At 47.6% G+C, this 22,940-nt stretch carries 18 protein-coding genes; 14 read left to right on the forward strand and 4 right to left on the reverse strand.

What is annotated here, in order from left to right; genetic code table 11:
* Window positions 1-19 precede the first annotated feature (19 nt).
* The 10 genes from EPO18_RS12775 (at window position 20) to EPO18_RS12820 (ending at window position 13,666) form a co-directional block, all read left to right on the forward strand.
* Window positions 20-3,916, forward strand: a complete 3,897-nt coding sequence (locus tag EPO18_RS12775) for a glycosyltransferase family protein (protein ID WP_292433755.1) — start codon at window positions 20-22, stop codon at window positions 3,914-3,916.
* Window positions 3,917-3,918: 2 nt separating this feature from the next.
* Window positions 3,919-4,452, forward strand: a complete 534-nt coding sequence (locus EPO18_RS12780) for an adenylyl-sulfate kinase (protein ID WP_292433756.1) — start codon at window positions 3,919-3,921, stop codon at window positions 4,450-4,452.
* The gene (locus EPO18_RS12785) at window positions 4,442-5,191 is read left to right on the forward strand and encodes a class I SAM-dependent methyltransferase (protein ID WP_292433757.1); all 750 of its coding nucleotides are present in this window, start codon (window positions 4,442-4,444) and stop codon (window positions 5,189-5,191) included. The genes EPO18_RS12780 and EPO18_RS12785 overlap by 11 nt, the downstream gene beginning before the upstream one ends.
* Before the next feature lie 8 nt (window positions 5,192-5,199).
* The gene (locus tag EPO18_RS12790) at window positions 5,200-7,524 is read left to right on the forward strand and encodes a PEP-utilizing enzyme (protein WP_292433758.1); all 2,325 of its coding nucleotides are present in this window, start codon (window positions 5,200-5,202) and stop codon (window positions 7,522-7,524) included.
* Window positions 7,525-7,529: 5 nt separating this feature from the next.
* The gene (locus EPO18_RS12795) at window positions 7,530-8,141 is read left to right on the forward strand and encodes a gamma-glutamyl-gamma-aminobutyrate hydrolase family protein (protein ID WP_292433759.1); all 612 of its coding nucleotides are present in this window, start codon (window positions 7,530-7,532) and stop codon (window positions 8,139-8,141) included.
* Between the two features lie 89 nt (window positions 8,142-8,230).
* Window positions 8,231-8,944 (forward strand): phosphocholine cytidylyltransferase family protein, encoded by a 714-nt coding sequence (locus EPO18_RS12800; RefSeq protein WP_292433760.1) that lies wholly within the window; start codon window positions 8,231-8,233, stop codon window positions 8,942-8,944.
* A 93-nt stretch (window positions 8,945-9,037) separates the two neighbouring features.
* Entirely contained in the window at window positions 9,038-10,375 is a 1,338-nt protein-coding gene (locus EPO18_RS12805; protein ID WP_292433761.1) for a sulfotransferase, read from the forward strand.
* Between the two features lie 55 nt (window positions 10,376-10,430).
* On the forward strand, window positions 10,431-11,615 hold the full coding sequence (locus EPO18_RS12810) for a CgeB family protein (RefSeq protein ID WP_292433764.1): 1,185 nt from the start codon (window positions 10,431-10,433) through the stop codon (window positions 11,613-11,615).
* A 19-nt stretch (window positions 11,616-11,634) separates the two neighbouring features.
* On the forward strand, window positions 11,635-12,756 hold the full coding sequence (locus EPO18_RS12815) for a DegT/DnrJ/EryC1/StrS family aminotransferase (RefSeq protein ID WP_292433765.1): 1,122 nt from the start codon (window positions 11,635-11,637) through the stop codon (window positions 12,754-12,756).
* Window positions 12,746-13,666, forward strand: coding sequence for an NAD-dependent epimerase/dehydratase family protein (locus EPO18_RS12820; RefSeq protein WP_292433767.1), 921 nt, complete (start codon window positions 12,746-12,748; stop codon window positions 13,664-13,666). The genes EPO18_RS12815 and EPO18_RS12820 overlap by 11 nt, the downstream gene beginning before the upstream one ends.
* 58 nt (window positions 13,667-13,724) lie before the next feature.
* On the opposite strand, the gene EPO18_RS12825 is transcribed toward EPO18_RS12820, so the two are convergent.
* Genes EPO18_RS12825 through EPO18_RS12840 form a run of 4 tightly spaced genes read right to left on the reverse strand, consistent with a single transcriptional unit; the run spans window position 13,725 to window position 18,628 of the window.
* Window positions 13,725-14,834 (reverse strand): radical SAM/SPASM domain-containing protein, encoded by a 1,110-nt coding sequence (locus EPO18_RS12825; RefSeq protein ID WP_292433769.1) that lies wholly within the window; start codon window positions 14,832-14,834, stop codon window positions 13,725-13,727.
* 11 nt (window positions 14,835-14,845) lie between these two features.
* Window positions 14,846-16,528 (reverse strand): carbamoyltransferase C-terminal domain-containing protein, encoded by a 1,683-nt coding sequence (locus tag EPO18_RS12830; RefSeq protein ID WP_292433771.1) that lies wholly within the window; start codon window positions 16,526-16,528, stop codon window positions 14,846-14,848.
* Window positions 16,525-17,613, reverse strand: a complete 1,089-nt coding sequence (locus EPO18_RS12835; RefSeq protein WP_292433773.1) for a class I SAM-dependent methyltransferase — start codon at window positions 17,611-17,613, stop codon at window positions 16,525-16,527. The genes EPO18_RS12830 and EPO18_RS12835 overlap by 4 nt, the downstream gene beginning before the upstream one ends.
* Complete coding sequence (locus EPO18_RS12840; RefSeq protein ID WP_292433775.1) at window positions 17,603-18,628, reverse strand: glycosyltransferase; 1,026 nt, start codon at window positions 18,626-18,628, stop codon at window positions 17,603-17,605. The genes EPO18_RS12835 and EPO18_RS12840 overlap by 11 nt, the downstream gene beginning before the upstream one ends.
* 247 nt (window positions 18,629-18,875) lie before the next feature.
* Here EPO18_RS12840 and EPO18_RS12845 point away from each other — a divergent pair, with 247 nt between their 5' ends.
* From EPO18_RS12845 to neuC, 4 genes are read left to right on the forward strand one after another with little or no spacing between them, the layout of a single operon-like run.
* Complete coding sequence (locus EPO18_RS12845; protein WP_292433777.1) at window positions 18,876-19,622, forward strand: acylneuraminate cytidylyltransferase family protein; 747 nt, start codon at window positions 18,876-18,878, stop codon at window positions 19,620-19,622.
* A 12-nt stretch (window positions 19,623-19,634) separates the two neighbouring features.
* Entirely contained in the window at window positions 19,635-20,615 is a 981-nt protein-coding gene (locus EPO18_RS12850) for an NAD-dependent 4,6-dehydratase LegB (RefSeq protein WP_292433779.1), read from the forward strand.
* Window positions 20,608-21,744: a LegC family aminotransferase gene (locus tag EPO18_RS12855; RefSeq protein ID WP_292433781.1), complete on the forward strand. Its 1,137-nt coding sequence runs from the start codon at window positions 20,608-20,610 to the stop codon at window positions 21,742-21,744. Before EPO18_RS12850 ends, EPO18_RS12855 begins: the two co-directional genes overlap by 8 nt.
* Before the next feature lies 1 nt (window position 21,745).
* Window positions 21,746-22,924 (forward strand): UDP-N-acetylglucosamine 2-epimerase, encoded by a 1,179-nt coding sequence (gene neuC / locus EPO18_RS12860; RefSeq protein ID WP_292433783.1) that lies wholly within the window; start codon window positions 21,746-21,748, stop codon window positions 22,922-22,924.
* The last annotated feature ends 16 nt before the right edge of the window (window positions 22,925-22,940 follow it).

The raw sequence follows: 22,940 nt of genomic DNA on the forward strand, positions 1-22,940 counted from the left end.
GTTTTAAGTTGGCATTACGATGGCTGAGCAATGTGGAGACGACCAGCAAGGTAAGATGAGCAAGGATACATTTTTTCTTAATATAGAAGATGCTTATTCGGAAGCGGTGAAGCAAAACAAAATCGTCGATGCAAGAGGCGGTGAGCGTTTGCAGTATTGTTATTACGATGGACCGTTAACCGATATCGTACTGGATAATTTTATTCAGGTGCAATCCGACAGCTTTGTTGAGTTTTTTTCGTATAATCATTTGCCGATACCGCAAATCATTGCTATTTCTCAGGATGGTGTAGTGCATTTTAATGAGATGCCCGCCGATATCATTGAGGAGATTAATGTCAAACGCCGCGAACGCGCCGATATTTTCTATGAAATAAAAAACCAGTTGAGCGACAAAAAACTATCGGATTTTCTTGATAGGGATACCTATTTTGTCGACCCGCTTTTAGCGTTAAACGAAGCCAAGCAAAAAAAACGGGTCTATTGCGGTCATCCGACCATAGACGGCCTGCAAGTCTGTTATTACCGGGGGGAATTACCGTTACATGGTATTGAAAACCTGATCCATGTCGAATTACCCGATCTTGTCGACTTTTTTATCATATCCAGACTGCGACTGCCTGAAAGGGTTGAAATGCCCAATGATTTGGAAGAAGAAGTAAAAGCCGCTGTGCAGGAAGATTTTGCGAATGCTTTGGAGATTATCAAAAAAAAACGGCTGGCATTTGCTCAACAATTAATTCGAAAGGCGAAAGCGCTGAAACCGGTTGTTGAAGGCGAGCCAATACGAATATTTATTCCCAGCTATCGCCTGACAACGGTCATGCAATACAGTTCGCAAGGCGTGGCGAAAGCGTTCGAAAAAAGAGGCTGTCAAGTTCTCTTTTATATTGAGTCTAATGACATGGAAACGGGCAATGTTGTCGATATGCTTAATAAATATATCGATTTTAATCCGCATGTTACTTTCAACGTGAATAATGTAAATCACGAATTTCTTCATGATGATGTCATCAATATTATGTGGTGGCAGGATTTGATGCCGAGAATTAGAAACCACCAGTTAATAAACTGGCGGAACCATGATTTTAATTTTTCCATTTCGCCGATTTTTGACCAGCATCTTAAACAGTGCGGTGACGAAAGGGTGGAACGCCAACATTTTGTCATTGATGAAGACATATTCTATTCGGACGATAAACAGCAACGGCAACAAAAAGTTATTTTTGTCGGCAGTTCCTATTTGCCGGTAGTGAATTTGGCTGACGATCAGCAACTGCACGTTATTGCGGAGTTGGTTGAAATATTAAATCAGGGGGGACGTTTTGATGAACAAACGGTAACAAACATCGCCGAACGTTCAGCTTTTAGTTATTGGTTTGTGTTTTGGAAGCTGCTGCATTATGTGATCAGGGATTATTCGGTAAAGTGGCTTTGTCAAAATTCTACATTGCCGGTGGAGATTTACGGGCGTTACTGGGATCAGGACCCGCTGATTGCGCCTTTCTATCAAGGTGAGCTGCAACATGGCGTTAAGGTTGCCGATGCCTATCGTTCTGCGGCTTATGCGATCGTTTCCCATCCGTTTGAGATTAATTCCCAGCGTCTTGCCGAAGTTGCTGCTTGCGGCTGTATTCCAGTGGTTTACGATTGCCGGGATGTCGCAGAACTGCCGCATTGGGATGATTGTTGCCTGTTCTTCAAAACCGAGCAAGATTTAAAAAATATCCTCGATAACCGCTTGGTGCCTGCTAAATCGCCGTTATTGCTGGCGCAGCACTTTACTTACAATGCCGCTGTCGAGCATTTTATTGAAAAATCGTCGGTAAAGGCGCTGAGCGGTTATCCAACACCTGATGCCGTTGCAAATCATGCCGAACCGGTCTTGGTTGAATTATTTGGCGATAATGTGGTCTTGCGTAGCCGATCTTCAGGCACAATACAGGCTTGTCGGGACAGATTGGTTAAGAATATGGCGGTTTTAAACGCTAGCCGGCCTGAATTATTTAACGAACTGATCGCAGGCATCCAAAGTAACCACATCGATATTGTCATTGATAAGTTGATAGGTGAGGAATATTGGGAAATATCGTTAGCTTTAAACGGCAATAGTTATTACCGGTTGGATAATGTCGCGCTATTGGGTAATTGCCAGTTTATCCGCGATAATTCAAGTCTTTATAAGCGGGAAAATACCAGCTGCTACGCATTGCTGAGTCTGGGTTCTGGTTATGAGTTATTGGAAGCTTTTAAAAATACCGAGCGGCCCATCCCGGAGATGGAAGAATTCGAGGTGCCTGTTTATGTCATCGAGCAGGAACCCGGCCTGTTTGTGCTGAATATGCTGCTTCATGACTGGGAACCGGTCATCAGGTCAGAACGGGTCCAGTTTTTTAACCATAATGCTATCGGTCTGCTTTGCCAGGAGTTTTTGCAATTCCAGGTTGCGCTACCGACCGTTTTGCTGGATATGAAAGTGCAGGGCGGATTAAGGGCCGAGCAGATGCTCGAACTTATCAATCAAGCCCAGCAGCAACGCGCTCAGCGTTATGCTGCTAATCTGCATGAAATCCATGAGTATTACGGCAGCATAACGGATGCCGGATGGCAGGATAAATTCAAGCCGGAAAATATTAACTCGCTACGAGTAATGGGGTTTATATCCCGGTTTTCTAGTTTCCTGAAATACTGTATCCGCGATTTACTGGACGGGTTTGACCGGTTGGGTGCAATTACTACAAATTGCATCGAGGAAGAAAATTACTATCTTGCCAATATCGAATATTTCATCGAGCAAATAAATAATTTCAAGCCCGATATTATTTTAACGATTAATCATTTCCGCCATGAATTTCCCGGCGTGCCTGAATCGATTCCATTCGTGAATTGGATTCAGGATATATTGCCTGGCATTATGTATAATCAGATTCCGCCTAAGACGCGTGATTTTACTTGCGTTGTTGCTAAAGATTGGTTGGGGCTGGAACAATTTCCGGTATATGCCAATAGCAATATGGGCTTCCTGCCTCTAGGGTATAACGACAAAATATATTATCCCATCGGTAATATTAAAAATTACGATTGCGATATTTTGTTGGTTACCCATCTGGTTGATCCTGCGATTACATTCGAGCCCATTCGTAATCCAAGCAAATATGATTTCCAGCTCAATGAAAGGGAAACGGTATTGGTTGAGCAAGGCGTTTTTTCCAAGCAGGATTTATTCGATATTTACCGGATTATCGATGATTATTGCAAACACATGGATATGCACGCCTTCCATGAGTTCTGTACGCTTATAGCAGAAAATTATAATCACAAGCAGCTTAATGATTTGTTAAATATTCATGGTTTTGAATTAAGTGATGAAGCAGTGGATGTTATTTTAAGAACGCGTCTTCATTATGAGTTTTTAACGCAAACAAAATTATGGTTCATATCCCGGTTAATTGATTCAGGGTATGATTTTAATATTCATATTTATGGTAATAATTGGGATAAATATCAAAAATTTTCACCTTACGTTAAAGGTGTTGCCGAAAATGGGGCTGTTCTTAATTGCATTATGAATAAAGCCAAAATCTGCCTTAATACCAGTCCGGGAATGACTTTGCATATGCGGGCACTAGAGATAATGGCCTCAGGTTCGTTTATGTTATCCAGGGATATATTATATGACAGTTCGAAAATAACCGATTATTTCAGTAATGAAGAAGTTGTTTTATATACGGATGAGACCGACTTTATCAATAAAGTGATTTATTACTTAAATAATGAAAGTGAAAGAAAAACAATCGCCGAACGGGCTTATAAAACATTGTCCAAGACGTTTTCTTATCAGGCTATTGCCGGACAATTATTAAAATTGGTTAAAACAAGGCTTTCGGCCTTAGAGCAAATTAAATCCGGCTTTTAACGATGAGAGTTTATTGGCTGACTGGCCTTTCGGCTGCCGGAAAAACCACTTTGGCACGGGAGCTTGCCCGGCGTTTGCGGATAAAGGGCGAACAAGTGGTTTTGCTGGACGGCGATGAATTACGGGAAGTGTTTGGTGCGGTATCGGTCAATACCGACAATCATGGCCGTGAAAGCCGGTTGGCGTTGGCGTTTCAATATGCCCATTTATGCCGCATCTTGGCTCGGCAAGGGCTGATTGTGGTGATCGCTACTATTTCCCTGTTTCGCGAAATTCATACCTGGAACCGGAAAAATCTACCCGGTTATTTTGAAGTTTATCTGAAAGTGCCGATAGAAGAGCTGCGTCGCCGTGATCCGAAAGGAATCTACCGCCGTTTCGATGCCGGTGAGCTGACTGATGTTGCAGGTCTGGATTTACAAGTTGACGAGCCGGAAGCGGCGGATTGGGTGGTGGAGTTCCAGCTCGGTCGTTCCGCCGAGGAGATAGCGGATGAATTAATGAATCGATTAATGGAGAAAAATCATGAAAACTGAATGGGATTACACGCTATTAGCCGATGCCTATTTATTGCGACCCGATTATTCCGACGCCGCGATTGACGCAATGCTGGCGATTGCCGACATGGAAAAAGGCGGCAGCTGTTGCGATGTCGGAGCCGGTACGGCTCATTTAACGGCTATGCTGGCGGTTCGCGGGCTTAATGTGACGGCGGTGGAGCCTAACGACGCGATGCGGGCCAACGGTATCCGGCGTACTGCCGCAATGACTAATGTATGTTGGGTGGAAGGCACAGGAGAGCACACCGGCCAGTCTGCCGGTCACTTTGATATGGTGACTTTTGGCAGTTCGTTCAATGTTTGTGATCGGGCGCGTGCACTAAAAGAAACAGCGCGCATTCTTAAATCGCGCGGTTGGTTTGCCTGCATGTGGAATCATCGCCAGCTCGACGACCCGATTCAAGCGCAGATTGAAGCCATCATCAAAACCTATGTTGCCGGTTACGGCTATGGTTCACGCAGGGAAGATCAAACTGCGGTAATCGATGCGAGCGGCCTTTACGGGCCGGTTGTGCATCTGGATTCACGGATTGTTCACCAGCAGGCAATTGTCGAATGCGTCGAGGCTTGGCGCTCTCATGCGACCCTGGCCCGCCAGGCGGGCGATAAATTTCCATCGGTAGTGGCCGCTATTGAAGGCTATTTGCAGAGCTTGAATACTGAAATGATCAGGATTCCTTATTCCACTCATATCTGGATTGCCCAGTTAGCTTAAAGAAGCCGATGTCTCTAGGGTTCTCTACCAAGGCCGGCACGCTGGCGTTATTGAAGGACGAGCTGCGCTCGGCACGCATTGCGCCGCTGGCGCATTTTACTGTCGGTGAATGGCGGGCGACACGCGCCATTTGCCTTGCCCAGGTTGTGGCAAGGCTAGGCACAGGCCCGTGGATCGTGCGCTCTAGTTGTCTACTTGAAGATGGACAAATGCAATCGAATGCCGGCGCTTTTCTGTCGTTGCCGGACGTTTGGCCGACAGAGCTGGAGAACGCTATAGAACAGGTAATATCCTCTTACGGCCCACAAGCCGCAGACATAGACGAAATATTGGTCCAGCCGATGCTACAGAATACGATATGGTCCGGTGTCGCGTTTTCCCACGATCCGAATACCTGTGCGCCGTACCGGGTTATAAATTGGCAGGAAGGAGCCGATACCACGGCGGTAACCGGTGGAGGGCTGGGCGGAAAGACATGGCAACGGGCGGCTTTGTCGACAGTCCGGCCGCCGGTTGAACTGGCTGGGGTACTCTCTTTGCTGGATGAATTGCTGGAGTTGTTTGGTGGCGTGCCGGTTGACTGTGAGTTTGCTGTAACGGTGGGTTCCGGTGGAGAGGATATATTATGGCTGTTGCAGGCCCGTCCGCTGGTTTTATCGAGTCCGTCGGAAAGCGAAGCCGTGCAAGCGGAACGTTTGCAACGTATTCAGGATAAGGTGGCGCGCGGTATGCAACCGCATCCGTTATTGATGGGGCGGCGTACAGTATACGGCGTGATGCCCGACTGGAATCCGGCCGAAATTATCGGCATACGGCCCAAGCCGTTGGCGCTTTCGCTGTATCGGGAGCTGGTTACCGATGCTATCTGGGCTTATCAGCGGCATAACTACGGTTACCGGAACTTGCGCAGTTTTCCATTAATGCCGCATTTCTTTGGCCTGCCTTATATTGATGTACGCTTATCGTTTAACTCGTTTATTCCGGCCGATTTGGACAAGGATTTGGCAGGACGCCTGGTCGATCATTACATTGACAGGCTATTGGCCGAACCCACGCTGCACGACAAGATGGAGTTCGAGATTGTTTTTTCCTGTTACACGCTGGATTTGCCGCAGCGTTTGGAGCGGCTTGCCCAAGCCGGGTTTTCAAAACACGAACAGGCGGTAATTGCCGACAGTTTGCGGCGATTAACCAATCGTATCGTCGATACCCAGGATGGTTTATGGCGTAGCGATGCCGCGAAGCTGGATCGGCTTAATGTCCGGCGCGAACAATTATTGAATTCAGGTATGGATTCACTGGAGCGGATCTATTGGTTGCTGGAAGATGCCAAACGCTATGGTACTTTGCCGTTTGCCGGTTTGGCCAGGGCGGGGTTTATCGCCGTGCAAATGCTCAAATCGTTGGTTGCGGTCGGGGTTTTTTCCGAGGCGGATTACGACGCTTTCTTTGCCGGAATTTCCACCGTTAGCGGACAGTTGGCACGGGACCGGGCAATGCTGGATAAGGACGCGTTTTTGATGCGTTACGGCCATTTGCGTCCCGGCACTTATGACATACTCTCGCCGCGTTACGATGAAGCACCTGACCTGTATTTCGATTGGGAGCGCCGCTTACCGGTGCCGGAACCGGTAAAGCCGTTTGCAATCACGTTGCCGCAGATGCGCGAGCTGGTCAAACTGCTGAAGACGCATCAATTGCAAGTCGATCCTGTCGGATTATTTGATTTCTTGCAGGCGGGCATCGAACTGCGCGAACTGGCAAAATTCCACTTTACCCGCAATCTTTCCGATGCGTTGATCCTGATAGCCGAATATGGGGCACAGTGGGGCTTTTCGAGGGAAGACCTGGCCTATGCCGACATTACCGCGTTCAAGGAGCTGCACGTCGCTGCGGCCAATCCGCGAGATGTGCTGGCGCGCAGTATCGAACAAGGCAAAGCGCGCTACCTGGAAACGTCAATGGTATCGCTGCCGCCAGTGATTGCCAGTTCTGAGGATGTCTGGGCGTTCGAATGGCCGGAAATGTCGGCAAATTTCATTACGCAAAAACAAGTGACCGGGCCGGTGGTTGGACATCAGGAGCGGAATTCATTGGCAGGCTCTATTGTTTGCATCGCCAGCGCCGATCCTGGGTTCGACTGGTTGTTCGCTTATCCCATCGCCGGTCTGATTACGGCCTGGGGCGGAGTTAACTCGCATATGGCGATTCGTGCCGGAGAGCTGGGATTGCCGGCGGTAATTGGGGTAGGCGAAGCCTTGTTTCGCCGATGGTCGGGCGCTCAACGTTTGCATATGGACTGCGCCGGACGAAGAGTCGAGGTGCTGGCGTGATACGGGTGGCTGTGAGCCAGCGGGTGGATTGGCTGCCCGAACGCAACGAGCGCCGCGATGCGTTGGACCAGAATCTGTGCCGATGGCTGGTCGCTGCCGGTTATATGCCCATGCCGGTGCCTAACGTTATGGGGCAAATGCAGGGAAACAATCCTTCGCCCATGCAAAACTGGCTGTCGGCAACGAATCCTGACGCCATATTGTTGTCCGGCGGCAATGACATAGGCGATGCGCCCGAGCGCGATAATACCGAACGTTGTCTATTAGCCTATGCCGAAGAAAAATGTTTGCCGGTGCTCGGCATTTGCCGAGGCATGCAGATGTTGAGCGTGTGGGCCGGTTCGACGTTGCAGCCGGTGGCGGGGCATGTCGGCACCAAGCATAGGTTGCAAGGCGAATTGACGGGCGATGTTAACAGTTTTCATCGATTTGCCGTGGCCGTTTGCCCGCCGGGTTTTACCGTGGCCGCAACGTCCGAAGATGGCTGTATCGAGGCGATTCGCCATGAAACTCTGCCGTGGCAAGGCTGGATGTGGCATCCTGAGCGCGAGGCGGTTTTCCAATTAGCGGATATGCAGCGGTTACAGGTTTTGTTTAACCGTGCTGACAGCCGATAATCGGATGGTTCTTTCCTGTCGTTTATGAATCATTGCTGTTATCGGTCATCTTTCTCCCGTCGAGTTTAAACAAAATCAATCGAGGTTATATGAAAGCAATCATTCTCGCTGCCGGACGCGGCAGCCGTATGAAGGATATGACGGACGACCGACCCAAATGCCTGGTGGAGTTGCATGGAAAGTCGTTACTACAAAGGCAGTTGGATGCTTTGCGGCAGGCCGGTATCGGCGATATTGCGATTGTCACCGGTTACAAGCGGGAACTGCTGGCTGATTCCGGTTTAACCGAATTCCACAATCCGCGCTGGTCGGAAACCAATATGGTGTCGTCGTTGGCTTGCGCTCAAGCTTGGCTGCAAGCTTCGCCGTGCATAGTCAGCTATTCGGATATTTTCTACGAAACTGACGCAGTCGCGTCGCTGATGGCTAGCAACGCTCCATTGGCGGTAACGTTCGATCCACATTGGCAAGCGTTATGGGAAAAGCGTTTTGGCGACCCGCTGCTGGATGCGGAAACCTTTCGTTTAAACGGCGACGGCACTGTCGCTGAGATCGGCAACAAGCCCGAGTCGATAGCCGAAGTACAGGGGCAATACATGGGCTTGTTGCGCTTCACGCCGGAGAGTTGGGCGGAAGTGATGCGGATCCGAACGGTTCTGACCAGTGCCGAATGCGACCGGATGCATATGACCGGCACTTTGCAAAGGCTGATCGAAGCTAAGCGGATACCGGTTACTGCGATACCTTATGAAAAATCATGGGGCGAAGTCGATTCGATTGAAGATTTAAAGGCTTATGTTTGAGTGCGCATAGCATTCAATTGAGTTTGATTATATAGCACCGTTTTAAACAAAGCTTTTCGCTAACTGTTAACGGTCATATTTAGAAGGTAAAAAATGGCAGCTCTTACTGATGAGTTTTTGATAAAAATAAACAGTGGTGCGGATTTACATCAATGCCAGTCTTATATTGGCCCGCATCCTGACAATATCAACGAGATTATTCCGATTTGTTATTACGGCAGATCGGGGACAGTGTTTTTCAGTTCTTTATTGGACGGCCATCCCGAAGTTATCAAGACAGGAAACTTTGACTTTCGCGAATATTTTAAATATTTCGACATAATGATAGGCCGAGGTCATGTTGAGAGCCAGTTAAGCAACTGCATAAGACATTACGGCAAGAATATGGAATACGAGGGCAAGTGCAATCAAAATTTCGTTGAAATAAATAACAAATTAATACACGTTCCGGCGACGCTAGATTTTTTATCGGATAAACCGCTGGATGGCAGGCTGTTTTTTCGCCAACCGGCAAATAATGACCCGTTTGCTTATCAGGGACCGTATGTGGGGTACGTTATTTCTACTTTTATGCATCTGGTAGAAACCTATTTCGGCGGTATTAAATCGACGGTACTGTCCGAAAAGGATTTTTTTGTCACATTCAATCTTGCTTACAACTGGGCTATGGGCAGGCAGTATGCGGAGTCTGTTACAAAAATAGCCTGGAATATGCACATGCCGGATCCTCTTTTGGCGAAAAATGCGCAAAAGTTTTTTCCGAAAATCACGCTGGTTCACATGATAAGAAAGCCACTGCAAACATTAGGTTCGCATTTCAAGCGCTATATGTATCCGACGGAAGTCGAGGTAAAAAACGATATTCCCAGCCATGATTATGTCAATAAACTTTTTACTGAATTGCTGAGCGGCGACGTGCCTTTGGTGGAGCGCCGTCCAGGCGATGATGAGTTCGCGATTCGGCTGGAAGATATTCATACCACTCCTGAACAGACACTGCGAAGAGTCAGTCAGCGCTTGGGCATATCATGGTCGGAAGTTTTATTGCAGAGCACTTATTTCGGCCATCCCATGGTATGGAACCACTCTAGCCAGCGCGGGGCACTGACCGGTTTTTCGACCCAGCATTTAAAAGATGACCATCCCGATCTTTTTGCGCCTGATGATATTAAATTTATTGAGGGAGTGCTTTACGAAAACTATCGGCAATGGGATTATGGTTTTTCCAACGCAACCGCCATGGATAAAAATATTCATGAGTACGTGAAAAAACGCATACCCGTGCCGCTAAAAATGGAAGTCATGTGTTGGGAGCGGGCTTGCCAAGAAGACGGTGCGGTAAGGGCGGATATTATGAAAAGCTACGGATTACTGCGCGATGCGATTGAAAAACGCTTGGAAAGAAAACTGCCGTTGCTGGAGTTAATGTAGTTTATGCCCGCGTTTAAATGCCTGTTTGTTTTAGTTCAGTTATATCTTTTATTTGATGAGTAAACACGTTTCGTTATTCATGCCTTCCGAAAGTTCGTTTCATCGGCGAATTTTCGGGTTTCTTGCCAGAGCATTTCAAAAACAAGGCTGGCAAGTGACAGGACAATGCAAACTTCTACCCGAGAACGAAATGTGTGCATGGGTTAGGGATAATAAACCCGATGTGGTTTTTGAAATGAACCGGGTAAAAAATGAAATCCCGGTGCTTGATGAAATGAACGTTATGCATATTTCATGGCTGGTCGATATGGGCGGACGTTCGGAAAGCCAGATAAAAGGTAGCGAGATAACCTATTTTATCGATCCGGGTTGGGAATTCAGTTTCAATACCGGCGGTTATACTGCCTGGATGCCACCGGGGACTTGTACACAAACTTTTTTTCCGGGCACTCAATCGAAAACCGATACGGTGGAGTTCAGCTTTATAGGTCATATTCCAAAACCCTGGAGCCGGCAGGAATTAAATAGGGTATTATCAGGGAAATCGAATAGTATTACATTTGAATCTCTATTAAATGAATATACGCAATATATGGAGATTAATACTTATTTTGGGCAGACCCACGAGTCCTGTGTAAAAATCATCGATAATATTGCCGAGAAACTATTGGGTGAGCCGGTACAACTGGCTCAGGATATATATTACGATTTGTTGATAAGAACCAAACGGATTAGCAATAGGGTTGAACTGCTTGATTTTGCTGTACGGAATTCGTCATTGATCAATATCTACGGTACTGAAAACTGGCTGGAATGGTCAAAATTTTCGCGGTTTTATAAAGGGTTTGTTGAAAAAGAATCCGAAATTAATCGTATTCATCAGTGTTCGCAATTTAATATGCACGACGGTATTTCGTTTCATTTCCGTTCGATTGATTGCATGGCGTCGGGAGCGCTTTTGTTGTGGTATAACACAAATGATGGCGATAAATTTAATATTTATAAAGACAAAATAAGCAGTAATGGTCCAGGCAAAATTCTAGGGTTATCGAATTTCTTTGAGTATCAATATCATTATTATGAATTTACCTGGTTAACCTTTAATGAAGTTTATGAAAAAGCCAAAAGTTCAGGGTATTTAGGTAGCAAAGCGCAAGCAGATACTATTAAGCTGATTAATGATAAACATACTTGGGATTGCCGGGTAAAAAGAATTATTGAAGATATTAATTCTTTATAAAAATATTGGGAATATTCTTTTGCGAGAACATGATTTATTTAGAGTGCCCTATGTCGGCTTAAAACAAGAATTTGCGCAGCGTAAACAGGAGCTGGCGTCGGCGTTCAATAATGTCACGGTTAATGCCAGTTACATTTTGCGGGAAGAGGTCGGGCTGTTCGAAAGATCAATTGCCGAAATGCTGGGAGTGAAGCACGTGATCGGTGTCAATAGCGGTACCGACGCGCTGTTCTTGGCTCTGAAAGCCTTGAATATCGGTCAAGGCGATGAAGTGATCACCGTCGCGCATACCTTTGTCGCTACGATTGCGGCGATAGTACATTGCGGAGCCAAACCGGTTTTAATCGATATAGCGGACGATTTCAATTTGGCGGTTGCAACGTTGGAACAGTCGATAACCGCCTCAACCAAAGCGATTATCCCCGTGCATATGAATGGCCGTTGCTGCGAGATGGATGCCGTATTGGCGATTGCCGATAAACACGATCTGCTTGTGGTTGAGGATGCCGCGCAATCGATGGGAGCGCATATTAACGGAGCCTATGCGGGGACTTTCGGGAGCATAAATGCGTTCAGTCTGCACCCGATGAAAAATCTGCATTGCTATGGCGACGGTGGCGTTATCACTACTAACGATGACCGTTTGGCCGAGCAAGTCAGGTTGTTGAGAAACCATGGTCAAACTCCGAATAAAGAACTGGTGGCTTTTGGCTTTAATTCCCGCCTGGACAATTTACAGGCCGCTTTCTTGAACGTTAACATGAAATATTTTGACGGCGATATAAAGCGGCGTCGGCAAATCGCCTTGCGCTATGATTTTGGACTGAAAAATTGCGCCGGCCTCAAATTGCCCAATCCGCCGCAAGAAACCGGTTATTTCGATGTGTTCAGTTCCTACCCGATCCGTTGCGCAGAGCGGGACCGGTTATTGAATCATCTTCAACAAAAAGGCATCGAATGCTTTGTTCACTGGGAAACGCCGCTGCACCGCAACGAGCATCTGAAGCTCGGCCATTTCAGTTTGCCGGTTACCGAACAGGTAGCTAGAGAGGTGTTATCGTTGCCTATGCATCCGTTCCTTGAGGACGAGCAATGTGATTATGTGATTGGCGCTGTTAAGGAGTTTTTTAATGGCTGTTAAATATTTTATTACCGGAATATCCGGTTTTGTCGGCGGCGAATTGGCGATTGCTTTAGCCAAATTAGGATATGTCATTACAGGTGTAGACAGAGCTTCTCCAAATGAGGAGACGGCGCGCGATTTTGCTGAATTGGGCATTAAATATGTCAATCTCGATTTGCTGGATAAAGAGCGATTAAGTCCATTATTGTGCAATACTGATGTTGTTATTCATGCTGCTGGCGTCTCCCGAGTTAGTGAGGCGAGAGCCAAACCTTTGGAATGTATAAACTCCACGATTCTGGCGACAACTAATTTGATTGAAATTATCGCCAGTCAAACCGGGGCTGTAGCTGCAAAAAAACCGCTGTTTATTTATCTGAGTACTCGAGAAGTATCTTTTTACGATAGGATGGACGAAGAGCAAGTTTCTATAGACCATATTTATGCTATTTCAAAGAAGACCGCAGAGCAGTTGATCATGGCTTTTTCAAATAGTTTTAATATTCCGCTGGCTATTTGCCGTTTATCCGATGTTTACGGAGGTAAGCGAGATCACGTGAATAAGCTATTGCCGACTTTCGTAAAACGAGCGAGACAAAATGAACTGGTCCAGGTGCTGGATAGCGAAACCCGTTTTCATTTTACTCATATACAGGACGTTATCGTTTCGATACAGGAAATTGTCGAGTTATTGGAAAAGTCCGGCAATATGCAGAAATGCTTTGATATCTGGTCGAATGAATCTTATACAGCCGAAGAGCTGGCGACTTTGGTGGTATCGAGTTTTAAATCGAACTCAAGGATTGGCTATGCATTTCACGAATCCGATGCAGCAATACCGCATATGAACTTCAATTACCAAAAATGGCAGTTTTCACCCAAATTCAATCTTAGGGACGAGTTGAGCCGGTTGTCGGAAAGCTATTGACTTAACTGTGGCTTGTACCGGCATGATCCATATTCATACTGGTTCAGGCCAAGATGCCTTAGACGAATCGTTGTTTTAGCCGGTAGACTAGGCCGTCAAAACCGCTGACGTTGATATTTTTGGTAAGACTGTAAGTTTTCAGCGCAGTAAATTTATCCAGCAATGTTTGGGCATCATGCAGCGGATAGCGAAAACAATTTTCTTCAGGGAAATCTCCCTGCAAGGCGGCAAAATTCAAGTCTATATTCAGCTCGGAGGCCAGATCGACCGCATCGCACATCTCGTCCAGCGTGCTGTTCATAACAACATAATTCCAGCAGACCAGTTTCCTGTCTTGCCTGTTCTCCGCTTGGGCTTTACTGAGCTTATGCAAGCAGTCGATGACTCTCTCGTAATTCAAGCCGATACGGATCTTTTCAAACGTTCGCTTTTTCACACCGTCGATAGAGAGTAAGAAAAACACCGGGTTTTCGTTTTTGGTAAGCGCTTTGATACGGTCTTCTGTCAATACGCTGCCGTTGGTGATGACGTATTTTATTAATTCGCTGTTATTGCCTGAGTCGAATTGTTGCAGGTAATTAAAAAATCGCTTGTTGGTAAAAATTTCCCCGCCTTGCCAGCGAAAAACCTTGGCTGTTTCCTTCAGAGGTTCGATTTTTCTCAGTATCTCATCGGAATGTTGCTGATCGCTAGTATGCGGCTGGCCGCACATGGTGCAAGCTGAATTGCAACGAAGTACCGGTTGGCTATCCACATAAACCGGCAAGCCTGACAAATAATGCTTTTTAGCTTTGTATTCTTCGGCGACGGTGGCGATATTTTTTCCAAGGGCCGACTCGTCTAACGGTAGACTGAAGTCCTGGTTAATCAGCTCGGCTGCGGGCGGTTGCGTTGCCGGCGCTGTCGGAGCTCCGCGTAAAAATGGACACTCGATTTCGCAGCCGGCCGCCTGGTAGTCGTTATTTGCTATCAGTTTGCGGACGGATTGCGCGGCGTCCGAATTCCATAACTCGGCAAGGCTATGCTGATGGATATTGCCGAAACGAGTGCGGTTTTGCGGGCAGCAAGTGACATGGCCCGCTGCGTTAATCCACAAGTCCGCCCATGGGTGTATGCAATGGTTATTGGCAGGGTTCAGCAATTCGGAAAATGTCGCAGGTTTGTTCATTGGATGCCAGGCTATGATTTGCTTAGGAATAGGTTGGGCGGATTAAATACGATGTCGACAGCATGCTGTTCAAGTGCGCGTATGACATCGCCAGCACTGTTTACGATCGGTTCCTCATGGATGTTGAACGAAGTATTCAGCAGGCACAGGCCGCCGGTTTTCTGGTGCCAGGCGATCAGTAAATCGTAAAAAAACGGGTGGCTGTGCCGGGTCACAATTTGTGGACGAGCAGTACGATCGATATGTACTGCCGCCGGCGAGTTCAAGGCAAATTCTTCGGTAACCGGAAAGCTCAACGTCATAAAGTTCGCTGATAAACAGGACGGGCTGTAGCTTTTCAGGCAACGGCCGGCAAAATCTTCGGCGATGCTGGGAGCAAACGGCATGAAGTCGTCGCGTTGCAGCATGCGGTTAATTTTCGCGGTAATGTTCTTATCAAAAGCCGAAGCGATAATACTTCGGTTGCCTAATGCACGGGGGCCGAATTCGCTTCTGCCGGATACCAAGCCGACAATGGCCTGCTGTTCAAGCAATGCGACGAGTTTATCGACAGGTCGGGGTTCGGCAACGACCCGAATGTGATGCTGTTGAAGGTCGGTGTTAGCGCCGGGCAATTCGCATGTCGGACCTAGATAGACGTGATCGATTGCTGCAATCGATTCACGTTCTGATAGCAGATAATGATAAACGCTGCCGGCGCAGATGCCGCCGTCGCTCATCGCCGGGTAGACAAACACCTCATCGACACAATCAAGTTGGCGGATTTTTTGATTCAGCTTGACGTTGCTGAACACGCCACCGGCCAGGCAGATGTTGCGTAGGCCGGTTTTTACTGCGTATTTTTCGATCAAGCTGCACACAATTTTTTCCAGGTGCTGTTGCGCGGCAGCGGCCAAGTCGTCGCGAGAATAGGCTGCGGCTTGTTCAATGAGGTTATCCGAGTAATTGGTGAAAAACGGCGTATAAAGCTCGCCGAAAGTGGGACAGATCAAGTCATTGTCCAGGCGAATGATGCTTTCGACCAAGGTTTGAGCGGCTTCGGGCTTGCCGCAAGCCGCCAGTCCGGTAATTTTGCCTTCGTGCCGGTTCGCGGTAAAACCGCATAAGTGGGTCATGCGGCCATAAAAATAACCAAGGCTACGCCAACTGGGGCTGGTGTAAAGTTCTTCAATCCCTGTGGTTTTACCGGCGCGGCTGATGGTCAATGATTTAAAGTCTCCGCGGCCGTCGGCGGTAACGATAAGCGCTTCCTGGAACGGCGAAGGAGCAAAAGCCGCGGCCTGATGGGATTCGTGGTGACTGCAATTGTAGATCGCGGTATCCGGGAATTGTTCGCGGATTGCTTCAAAAAAAGCCCGTCGGTTGTCCTTGTCGATGTTGTTTTCGTTGGTTATGCGTTGACGGATGATTACCATAGCCGTTTGATTTAGCGAGGGTTCGGTGGCTAACATTCGATCGATTAAAGCTTGTTCGTCGGCGTCGTTAAGATCAAGGCTGAAGCCGTAACAGATCAAGTCGATATCGTCCGCTGCAAGCCGGCTTTCCCGAAGAATCCAGGCGATTGCCCGCTCCGGGAAAGCATCATCGAATTTTTTGCGGGATAAACGTTCCTCGCTGACGGCCAGTCGGATTTGGCCGTTCTGGAACAGGCAGGCGCCGCTTTCGCTGCCTGAAGTGATACCTAGAATGTTCATTGGTTCAACCAATTACGGAAATGGAGTAATGATTTTTTCAGATGTTCAATGCGCCATGCGGCCAGATCGGGGTTTTCTGGCGCGTGCGAGATTTGGCCGTTAAAAGCGTCAATATGGGTGTGTTTTCTAACCAAAAAATACAGTGATACGACGACTAGCGCCGCGTCGCGTTCAGTATGCCGGTTAAGATTGGCTAGCAGGTCGAGCAACTGTTCATGCAATTCGGCTATTTCCAGCGGTGCGTTGGTCTCATCGACAATATGGGCTTTGCCGGTCGTAAGCGGATGCAGGAGATTATGGAAGCCGTTTTTATCGGCGATATGCCATTTCACACGGAAATTTTCATCCTGGCTGGAAAAATCGAACGCAAACGGCTCGGACAGGCATTGACATTGCAGGCTGAGCAGTTCGGCATCGGCAATGAATTCGCGTGGGTGAAACGCCAACCACTGCGGAGTTAATAAATCGTCGATCATGTCGCCGACGAACTGATTGTCTTCGCCATACGGATGTAGCAGCCGGTAAGCGCTCAACAGTTGCGTTGGTGTCAACCGGTCAGCGCTGGCTACTCTTAAGGCTGAGGTCAGCCAGCGGCTCCAGGTACCGGCACGATAAACCCGAAATAAAATATCGCTGTTCGCCGCCATGTTCGGCAGCAGGTTTTTGATGAAGCCTTCGCGGTCCTGAAGATGATGGTAGACGCCGGCGACAAAAGCCAAGTCGATCTGCTTGGCCGATCCAAGGGACAGGCTGATGTCGGCTTGCTCGCTGATGATATTGGCGATCTGGTTGTCGGCACAGTAACGGTTTAAAAACTTCACATGCCGACTGTTGATGTCCAGGTGGTACACCTGCCGGCAGCCAAGCTGCTGAAATACGATTGCTTGCCATCCTGAACCTATGTCCAGAATGGTTTTGTCTCGCAACTGGTCGACGGCAATGCCGAACCGTTCCAGTTCCGCCCTTATCCTGCGCTGGTATTTGCGCAAAGCTTGCTGGTCATCGGCGAGAATATGGCTGTGCACCTGTTCGGCGTAAAATGTCGCCATCGGGTGATGCAGGGGCTCGGCGGTATCAAACGACACGATAATAATCCTGAATAATCTTTTCTGCTCGATGAGTCCAAGTATGGTGGGCGCGTACATTGTCGGCTGCGTTCGCGACGATTTTCTGTCTTGCCGCATCGTCGCTGAGATATTTATCGGCAAGTTCGGCAAAATCTTCTTCCGAAAACGGAACATAATGAACAAACGGTTCAAAAATTTCGAGTATACCGCCTTCGGCACTGTCGTCCGGCGTTCGCTTGGCAAACATCAGGCCGCCTGCCGACATCGCATCGAATACCCGAAAGTGTGGGCCGACGCCTTCATGCAGATTGAGTTTTGTCGATTGATATATCTGTTTCAGCTCCCGGCTGTGATCGACAAAATGATGATAATGGGGGCGGTATTGCGGCCAGTCCGTCCAGTTTTCGGAGCCATAGATTCGCATTGAGTCGGAACTTTGCAGAACCAATGACATCAATTGATGACGGTTTCTCAATCGCACCATCCGGCAGCCCAGGTCATAACGTAGGCGTTGGTCTTCTATATCGATTTTTTGCCCGTAGCGCTGCTCGACCAGCTCATAGGCCGAGGTAAGGTAAGTGATGTTTTCAAAGTTCTCGAAGCTGATCGCTTTCCAGTAGTCCAACAGTTCGTCGTGCAACTGGCCGAACTTGAGAGTTTGGTTTTGATAGTTACAAATCTCGCGGGACAGTTCTTCTTCGGTCCAAGGTTTAGGAATGTGGCCGACAAAAGAAAAATCCGATACTGGTTGTTGGGGCTGGAAATCATAAGAGATTTCGCAGGCGCCGGGAGGCAACCAATCGACCAAACCGCCGTCCGCGGTAAAAGCGCGTTTCCAGTTGCCGCCAAAAAAATAAGTCATATCGCTGCCGTGATAATAATCGACGGTATGACCCAGCGTATCGACGATCCACGCGGCATGTTTGATATGTCGCGGCAGATTCGGCAATTGGCTGCGCGAACGGTTCATTTCAAAAATCAGGTCGGGTTTGAATTGGTTGCAGAATTCCAGTAAGCAGGGTTCGTCGTACATGCTAGTCGAGGCAAATACCTCGACATTGTGTCGCTCAAACCCTCTTTTTAGTCCAAATAGTAAAGACAAATAAAATGTATTGGCGCGGGGCATGAATATGGCGGCGCGAAGTGGTTGCGAAGTCATAGGTGGTGCGGTTCGATTTCTGGGTTAATAGTGTCGGGTATAACTTGTGTAGTTATTTGGAGTTAAGTGTCTAGATAGCTATAAAGCGAATTTTGTACTAGATTTGAACGGAAAGTCTAACATGTTGTTGATGCAAAAAGTTGAATTTACTCATCGAGAAAATATGCCCATACAAACGCTAATCATCGTTCCGGCCAGGAGCGGCTCAAAAGGAATTTCGGATAAAAACATCAAATTACTGGGCGATAAGCCGTTGCTTGCATGGACGGCCAGGGCAATCGAAAAAGCTAATCCCGGCAATTGCGTTGCCGTTTTATCGACCGATTCCGAGCGTTACGCCGACGTGGGCCGCGAGGCCGGGCTGCATGTGCCTTTTATCCGGCCACTCGATTGCGCGAACGATACGGCTTCGGCATTGGTTGTGGTCGATCATGCGCTGCAATGGTTCACAGGCGAATATCATTATCTGCCTGAACAAGTGATGTGGCTACAGCCGACTTCGCCTTTTCGGTCATCTGCTATAATTGAGCAAGCGTTGGCAATGATGGCGCAACGGAAGGCGGACTGCGTGATCGGCTGCAAGGAAATACACCGCGATTTGACGACGCTGTTCAGGACTCGGGACGGCTTTTTAACCGCGCTGAGCGAGGAGCGCGTGCAGACTCGGCGCCAGGATGTCGAGTCGTTATTGACGCCGAACGGCGCAATGTACCTGTGCAAGACTTCGGTTTTGCAGCAAAAACGGTCGTTTTATTCCGAACGCACGTTGCCGTTGGTTATGGATGCGGTCATGAGCTTGGATATCGATACGCCAACCGACTGGGCCATGGCCGAGGCGTTGGTAACAGCAGGGTTGGTTGAACAATAACACAGTGAAGTTATGGCAAATATATTAGTGACCGGGGCCGATGGGTTTATCGGTTCGCATCTTACCGAAATGCTGATTAAGCGGGGACACCAGGTTAAATCCTTATCCCAGTACAATTCGTTTAATAACTGGGGATGGTTGGAAGACATCGATTGCCTGGACCAAGTCGAAGTGTTGAGCGGCGACGTCAGGGATCCGCATTATTGCAAACATATCACCCAAGGCATCGATATTATCTACCATCTGGCTGCGTTGATCGCGATCCCTTATTCTTACGTGGCTCCTGACAGTTATGTCGACACTAATATCAAAGGCACTTTAAATATTTGCCAAGCGGCTTTGGATAACCAAGTCCAGCGAGTAGTGCATACATCAACCAGCGAGGTCTATGGGACCGCCCGGTATGTGCCGATAGATGAAAAACACCCTATGCAGCCGCAATCGCCTTATAGCGCAAGTAAAATTGCTGCCGACGCAATGGCGATGAGTTTTTACAATGCCTTTGGACTGCCGCTGACGATAGCCCGCCCTTTTAACACCTACGGTCCCAGACAATCGGCAAGAGCCGTGATTCCAACTATCATCACCCAGATTGCCAGCGGTAAAAAACAAATTCAGTTAGGCGATGTATCGCCGACACGGGATTTTAATTATGTGGAAGATACCTGTCGCGGATTTATTGCCCTTGCTGAGTCGGAGAGAACGCTCGGTGAGACGGTTAACATCGGCTCCAATTCGGAAATATCGGTAGGCGATACGCTGAATATCATTAAAAACATCATGCATAGCGATGTAGAGTTTATTGTCGACGACCAGCGCTTACGTCCTGAAAAATCCGAAGTGAACCGGCTCTGGTGCGATAATACAAAAATTAAGGCGCTAACCGGTTTTGAACCCAGGATTGATATAACCGAAGGCTTGCGGCTAACGGTGGATTGGTTTTTAAATCCGGAAAACCTGAAAAAGTACAAGTCCGGTATCTACAATGTATGACGACTTCATTCGTTTTGTCAGGGAAGTTTATCAGACTGATGAATTGATACCCTTACATGAGCCCCGGTTTCAGGGCCGGGAAAAAGAATACCTGATTGATGCTATAGACAGCACTTTCGTATCCAGCGTCGGGAAATACGTCGACCGGTTCGAAAAAGATTGCGCCGAATATACCGGGGCAAAATATGCAGTCGCTACGGTTAACGGCACGGCAGCTTTGCATACGGCATTGATGCTTGTCGGTGTTAAGCGGGATGAAGAAGTAATTACCCAAGCATTAACTTTTATTGCAACCTGCAATGCCATTCATTATTGCGGCGCTGAGCCGATTTTTGTCGATGTAGATAGGGCGACCTTAGGGCTATCTCCTCAAGCGTTGCAAGACTATCTGGATGAATTTGCCGAAGAGCGCAACGGCGAGACCTGGAATAAACAAACCGGCAAACGGATTGCCGCCTGTCTACCCATGCATACGTTTGGGCATCCTGCCGATATGGACAGGATTGTACAAATATGTGAAAAATATCATATTCCTCTGGTTGAAGATGCAGCAGAAGCGTTGGGCAGCACGTTAAACAATCAGCATTGCGGAACTTTTGGCCGAGTAGGCGTTTTAAGTTTTAACGGCAATAAAATCATGACGACCGGCGGTGGCGGAATGATTTTGACCGATGATGAAACCTTGGCAAAACAGGCCAAGCATCTGACCACGACAGCAAAACAACCGCATTCATGGCAATTTATACATGATCAGGTAGGCTTTAATTACCGGATGCCCAATCTTAATGCTGCACTCGGTGTGGCGCAGCTTGAATGTGTGTCATTATTCCTTGAGAAAAAGCGGAAGCTGGCTGCGAGATATATAGCTTGGGGACAGCAAAACGGGGTTCAATGTCTTATTGAGCCGAAAACCGCATGTTCGAATTACTGGTTAAATGCTGTAATGCTTGAAGATATGTCTGAGCGGGATGCTTTCTTAAAAGCAACAAATCAGCAAGGCGTAATGACAAGGCCAATCTGGGAACCCATGCATCAATTGTCCATGTACCGGCAGTGCCAAAAAGGCAACCTGGCTAATACGGAATGGGCGGCTGAGCGGGTTGTGAATATCCCAAGCAGTGTGATCTGAAATGCAGCAAACAAAGCGTAAAGTTTGCGTAGTAACCGGTTCCCGGGCTGAATATGGCCTGTTGTACTGGTTGATGAAAGAAATTCAGGGCGATTCAGCTTTGGAGTTGCAAGTTATCGTCACAGGGATGCATCTTTCGCCGGAATTCGGCTTGACCTGGAAACAGATAGAGCAAGACGGCTTTGTTATTAGTCGTAAAGTGGAAATGCTGCTTTCATCGGATACGCCGGTTGGCATCAGTAAATCCATAGGCTTGGGCGTTATCGGTTTTGCCGATGCACTGGAATATTTGCAGCCGGATTTGCTGGTGGTTTTAGGTGACCGTTTCGAGACATTTGCCGCAGTTCAGGCTGCTATGACTCACCGCATACCTATCGCTCATATTCATGGCGGCGAAATAACGGAAGGTGCGGTTGACGATGCGATTCGCCACGCCATCACTAAAATGTCCCACTTGCATTTTACGGCAACTGAAAGCTATCGGCAGAGGGTCATTCAGTTGGGGGAGCATCCTCAACGGGTTTTTAACACCGGCACGCCGGGTTTGGACAATATTTTTCGTTTGAAGCTGCTGGATAAGCCGGAGCTTGAAGAGGCTATTGATTTCAAATTGGGCAAGCGTAATTTGCTGGTGACTTTTCATCCAGTGACGTTGGAAACAGCGACGGCGGCGGCACAATTTGACAATCTTCTGAAAGCTCTGGATTGTTTTGACGATAGCCACATTATTTTTACCCAGCCAAATGCGGATACTGACGGCCGCGTGATTATAGGCATGATTGAGCAATACCGGCAGCGCTTCCCCGAGCGGATAGCATCTTTTGTGTCATTAGGGTCGTTACGTTACCTTTCGCTGCTGAAACATATCGATGCGGTAGTAGGAAATTCATCGAGCGGCTTGATAGAAGCGCCGGCTTTTAAGGTTGGGACAATTAACATCGGCGACAGACAAAGAGGGCGTCTTTGCGCTGACAGCGTGATTCATTGTGAGCCTGAAGTTGACGCTATCTTGAATGCATTCAACAGGCTTTTTTCCGAGGAATTTCAAAAAACACTGGATAAAGTCGAAAATCCTTATGGAAATAGTGGCGCTTCAATAAAAATAAAAGAGTTATTGAAGTCTCAAACTTTGGACGGTTTATTAAAAAAGACTTTTTATGATGTCGGTATTGGAGAATAAGTAATGAGTGTTTTTA

Source organism: Methylobacter sp. (assembly GCF_004322395.1).
In the GTDB taxonomy this organism is placed as follows: domain Bacteria; phylum Pseudomonadota; class Gammaproteobacteria; order Methylococcales; family Methylomonadaceae; genus Methylobacter_A.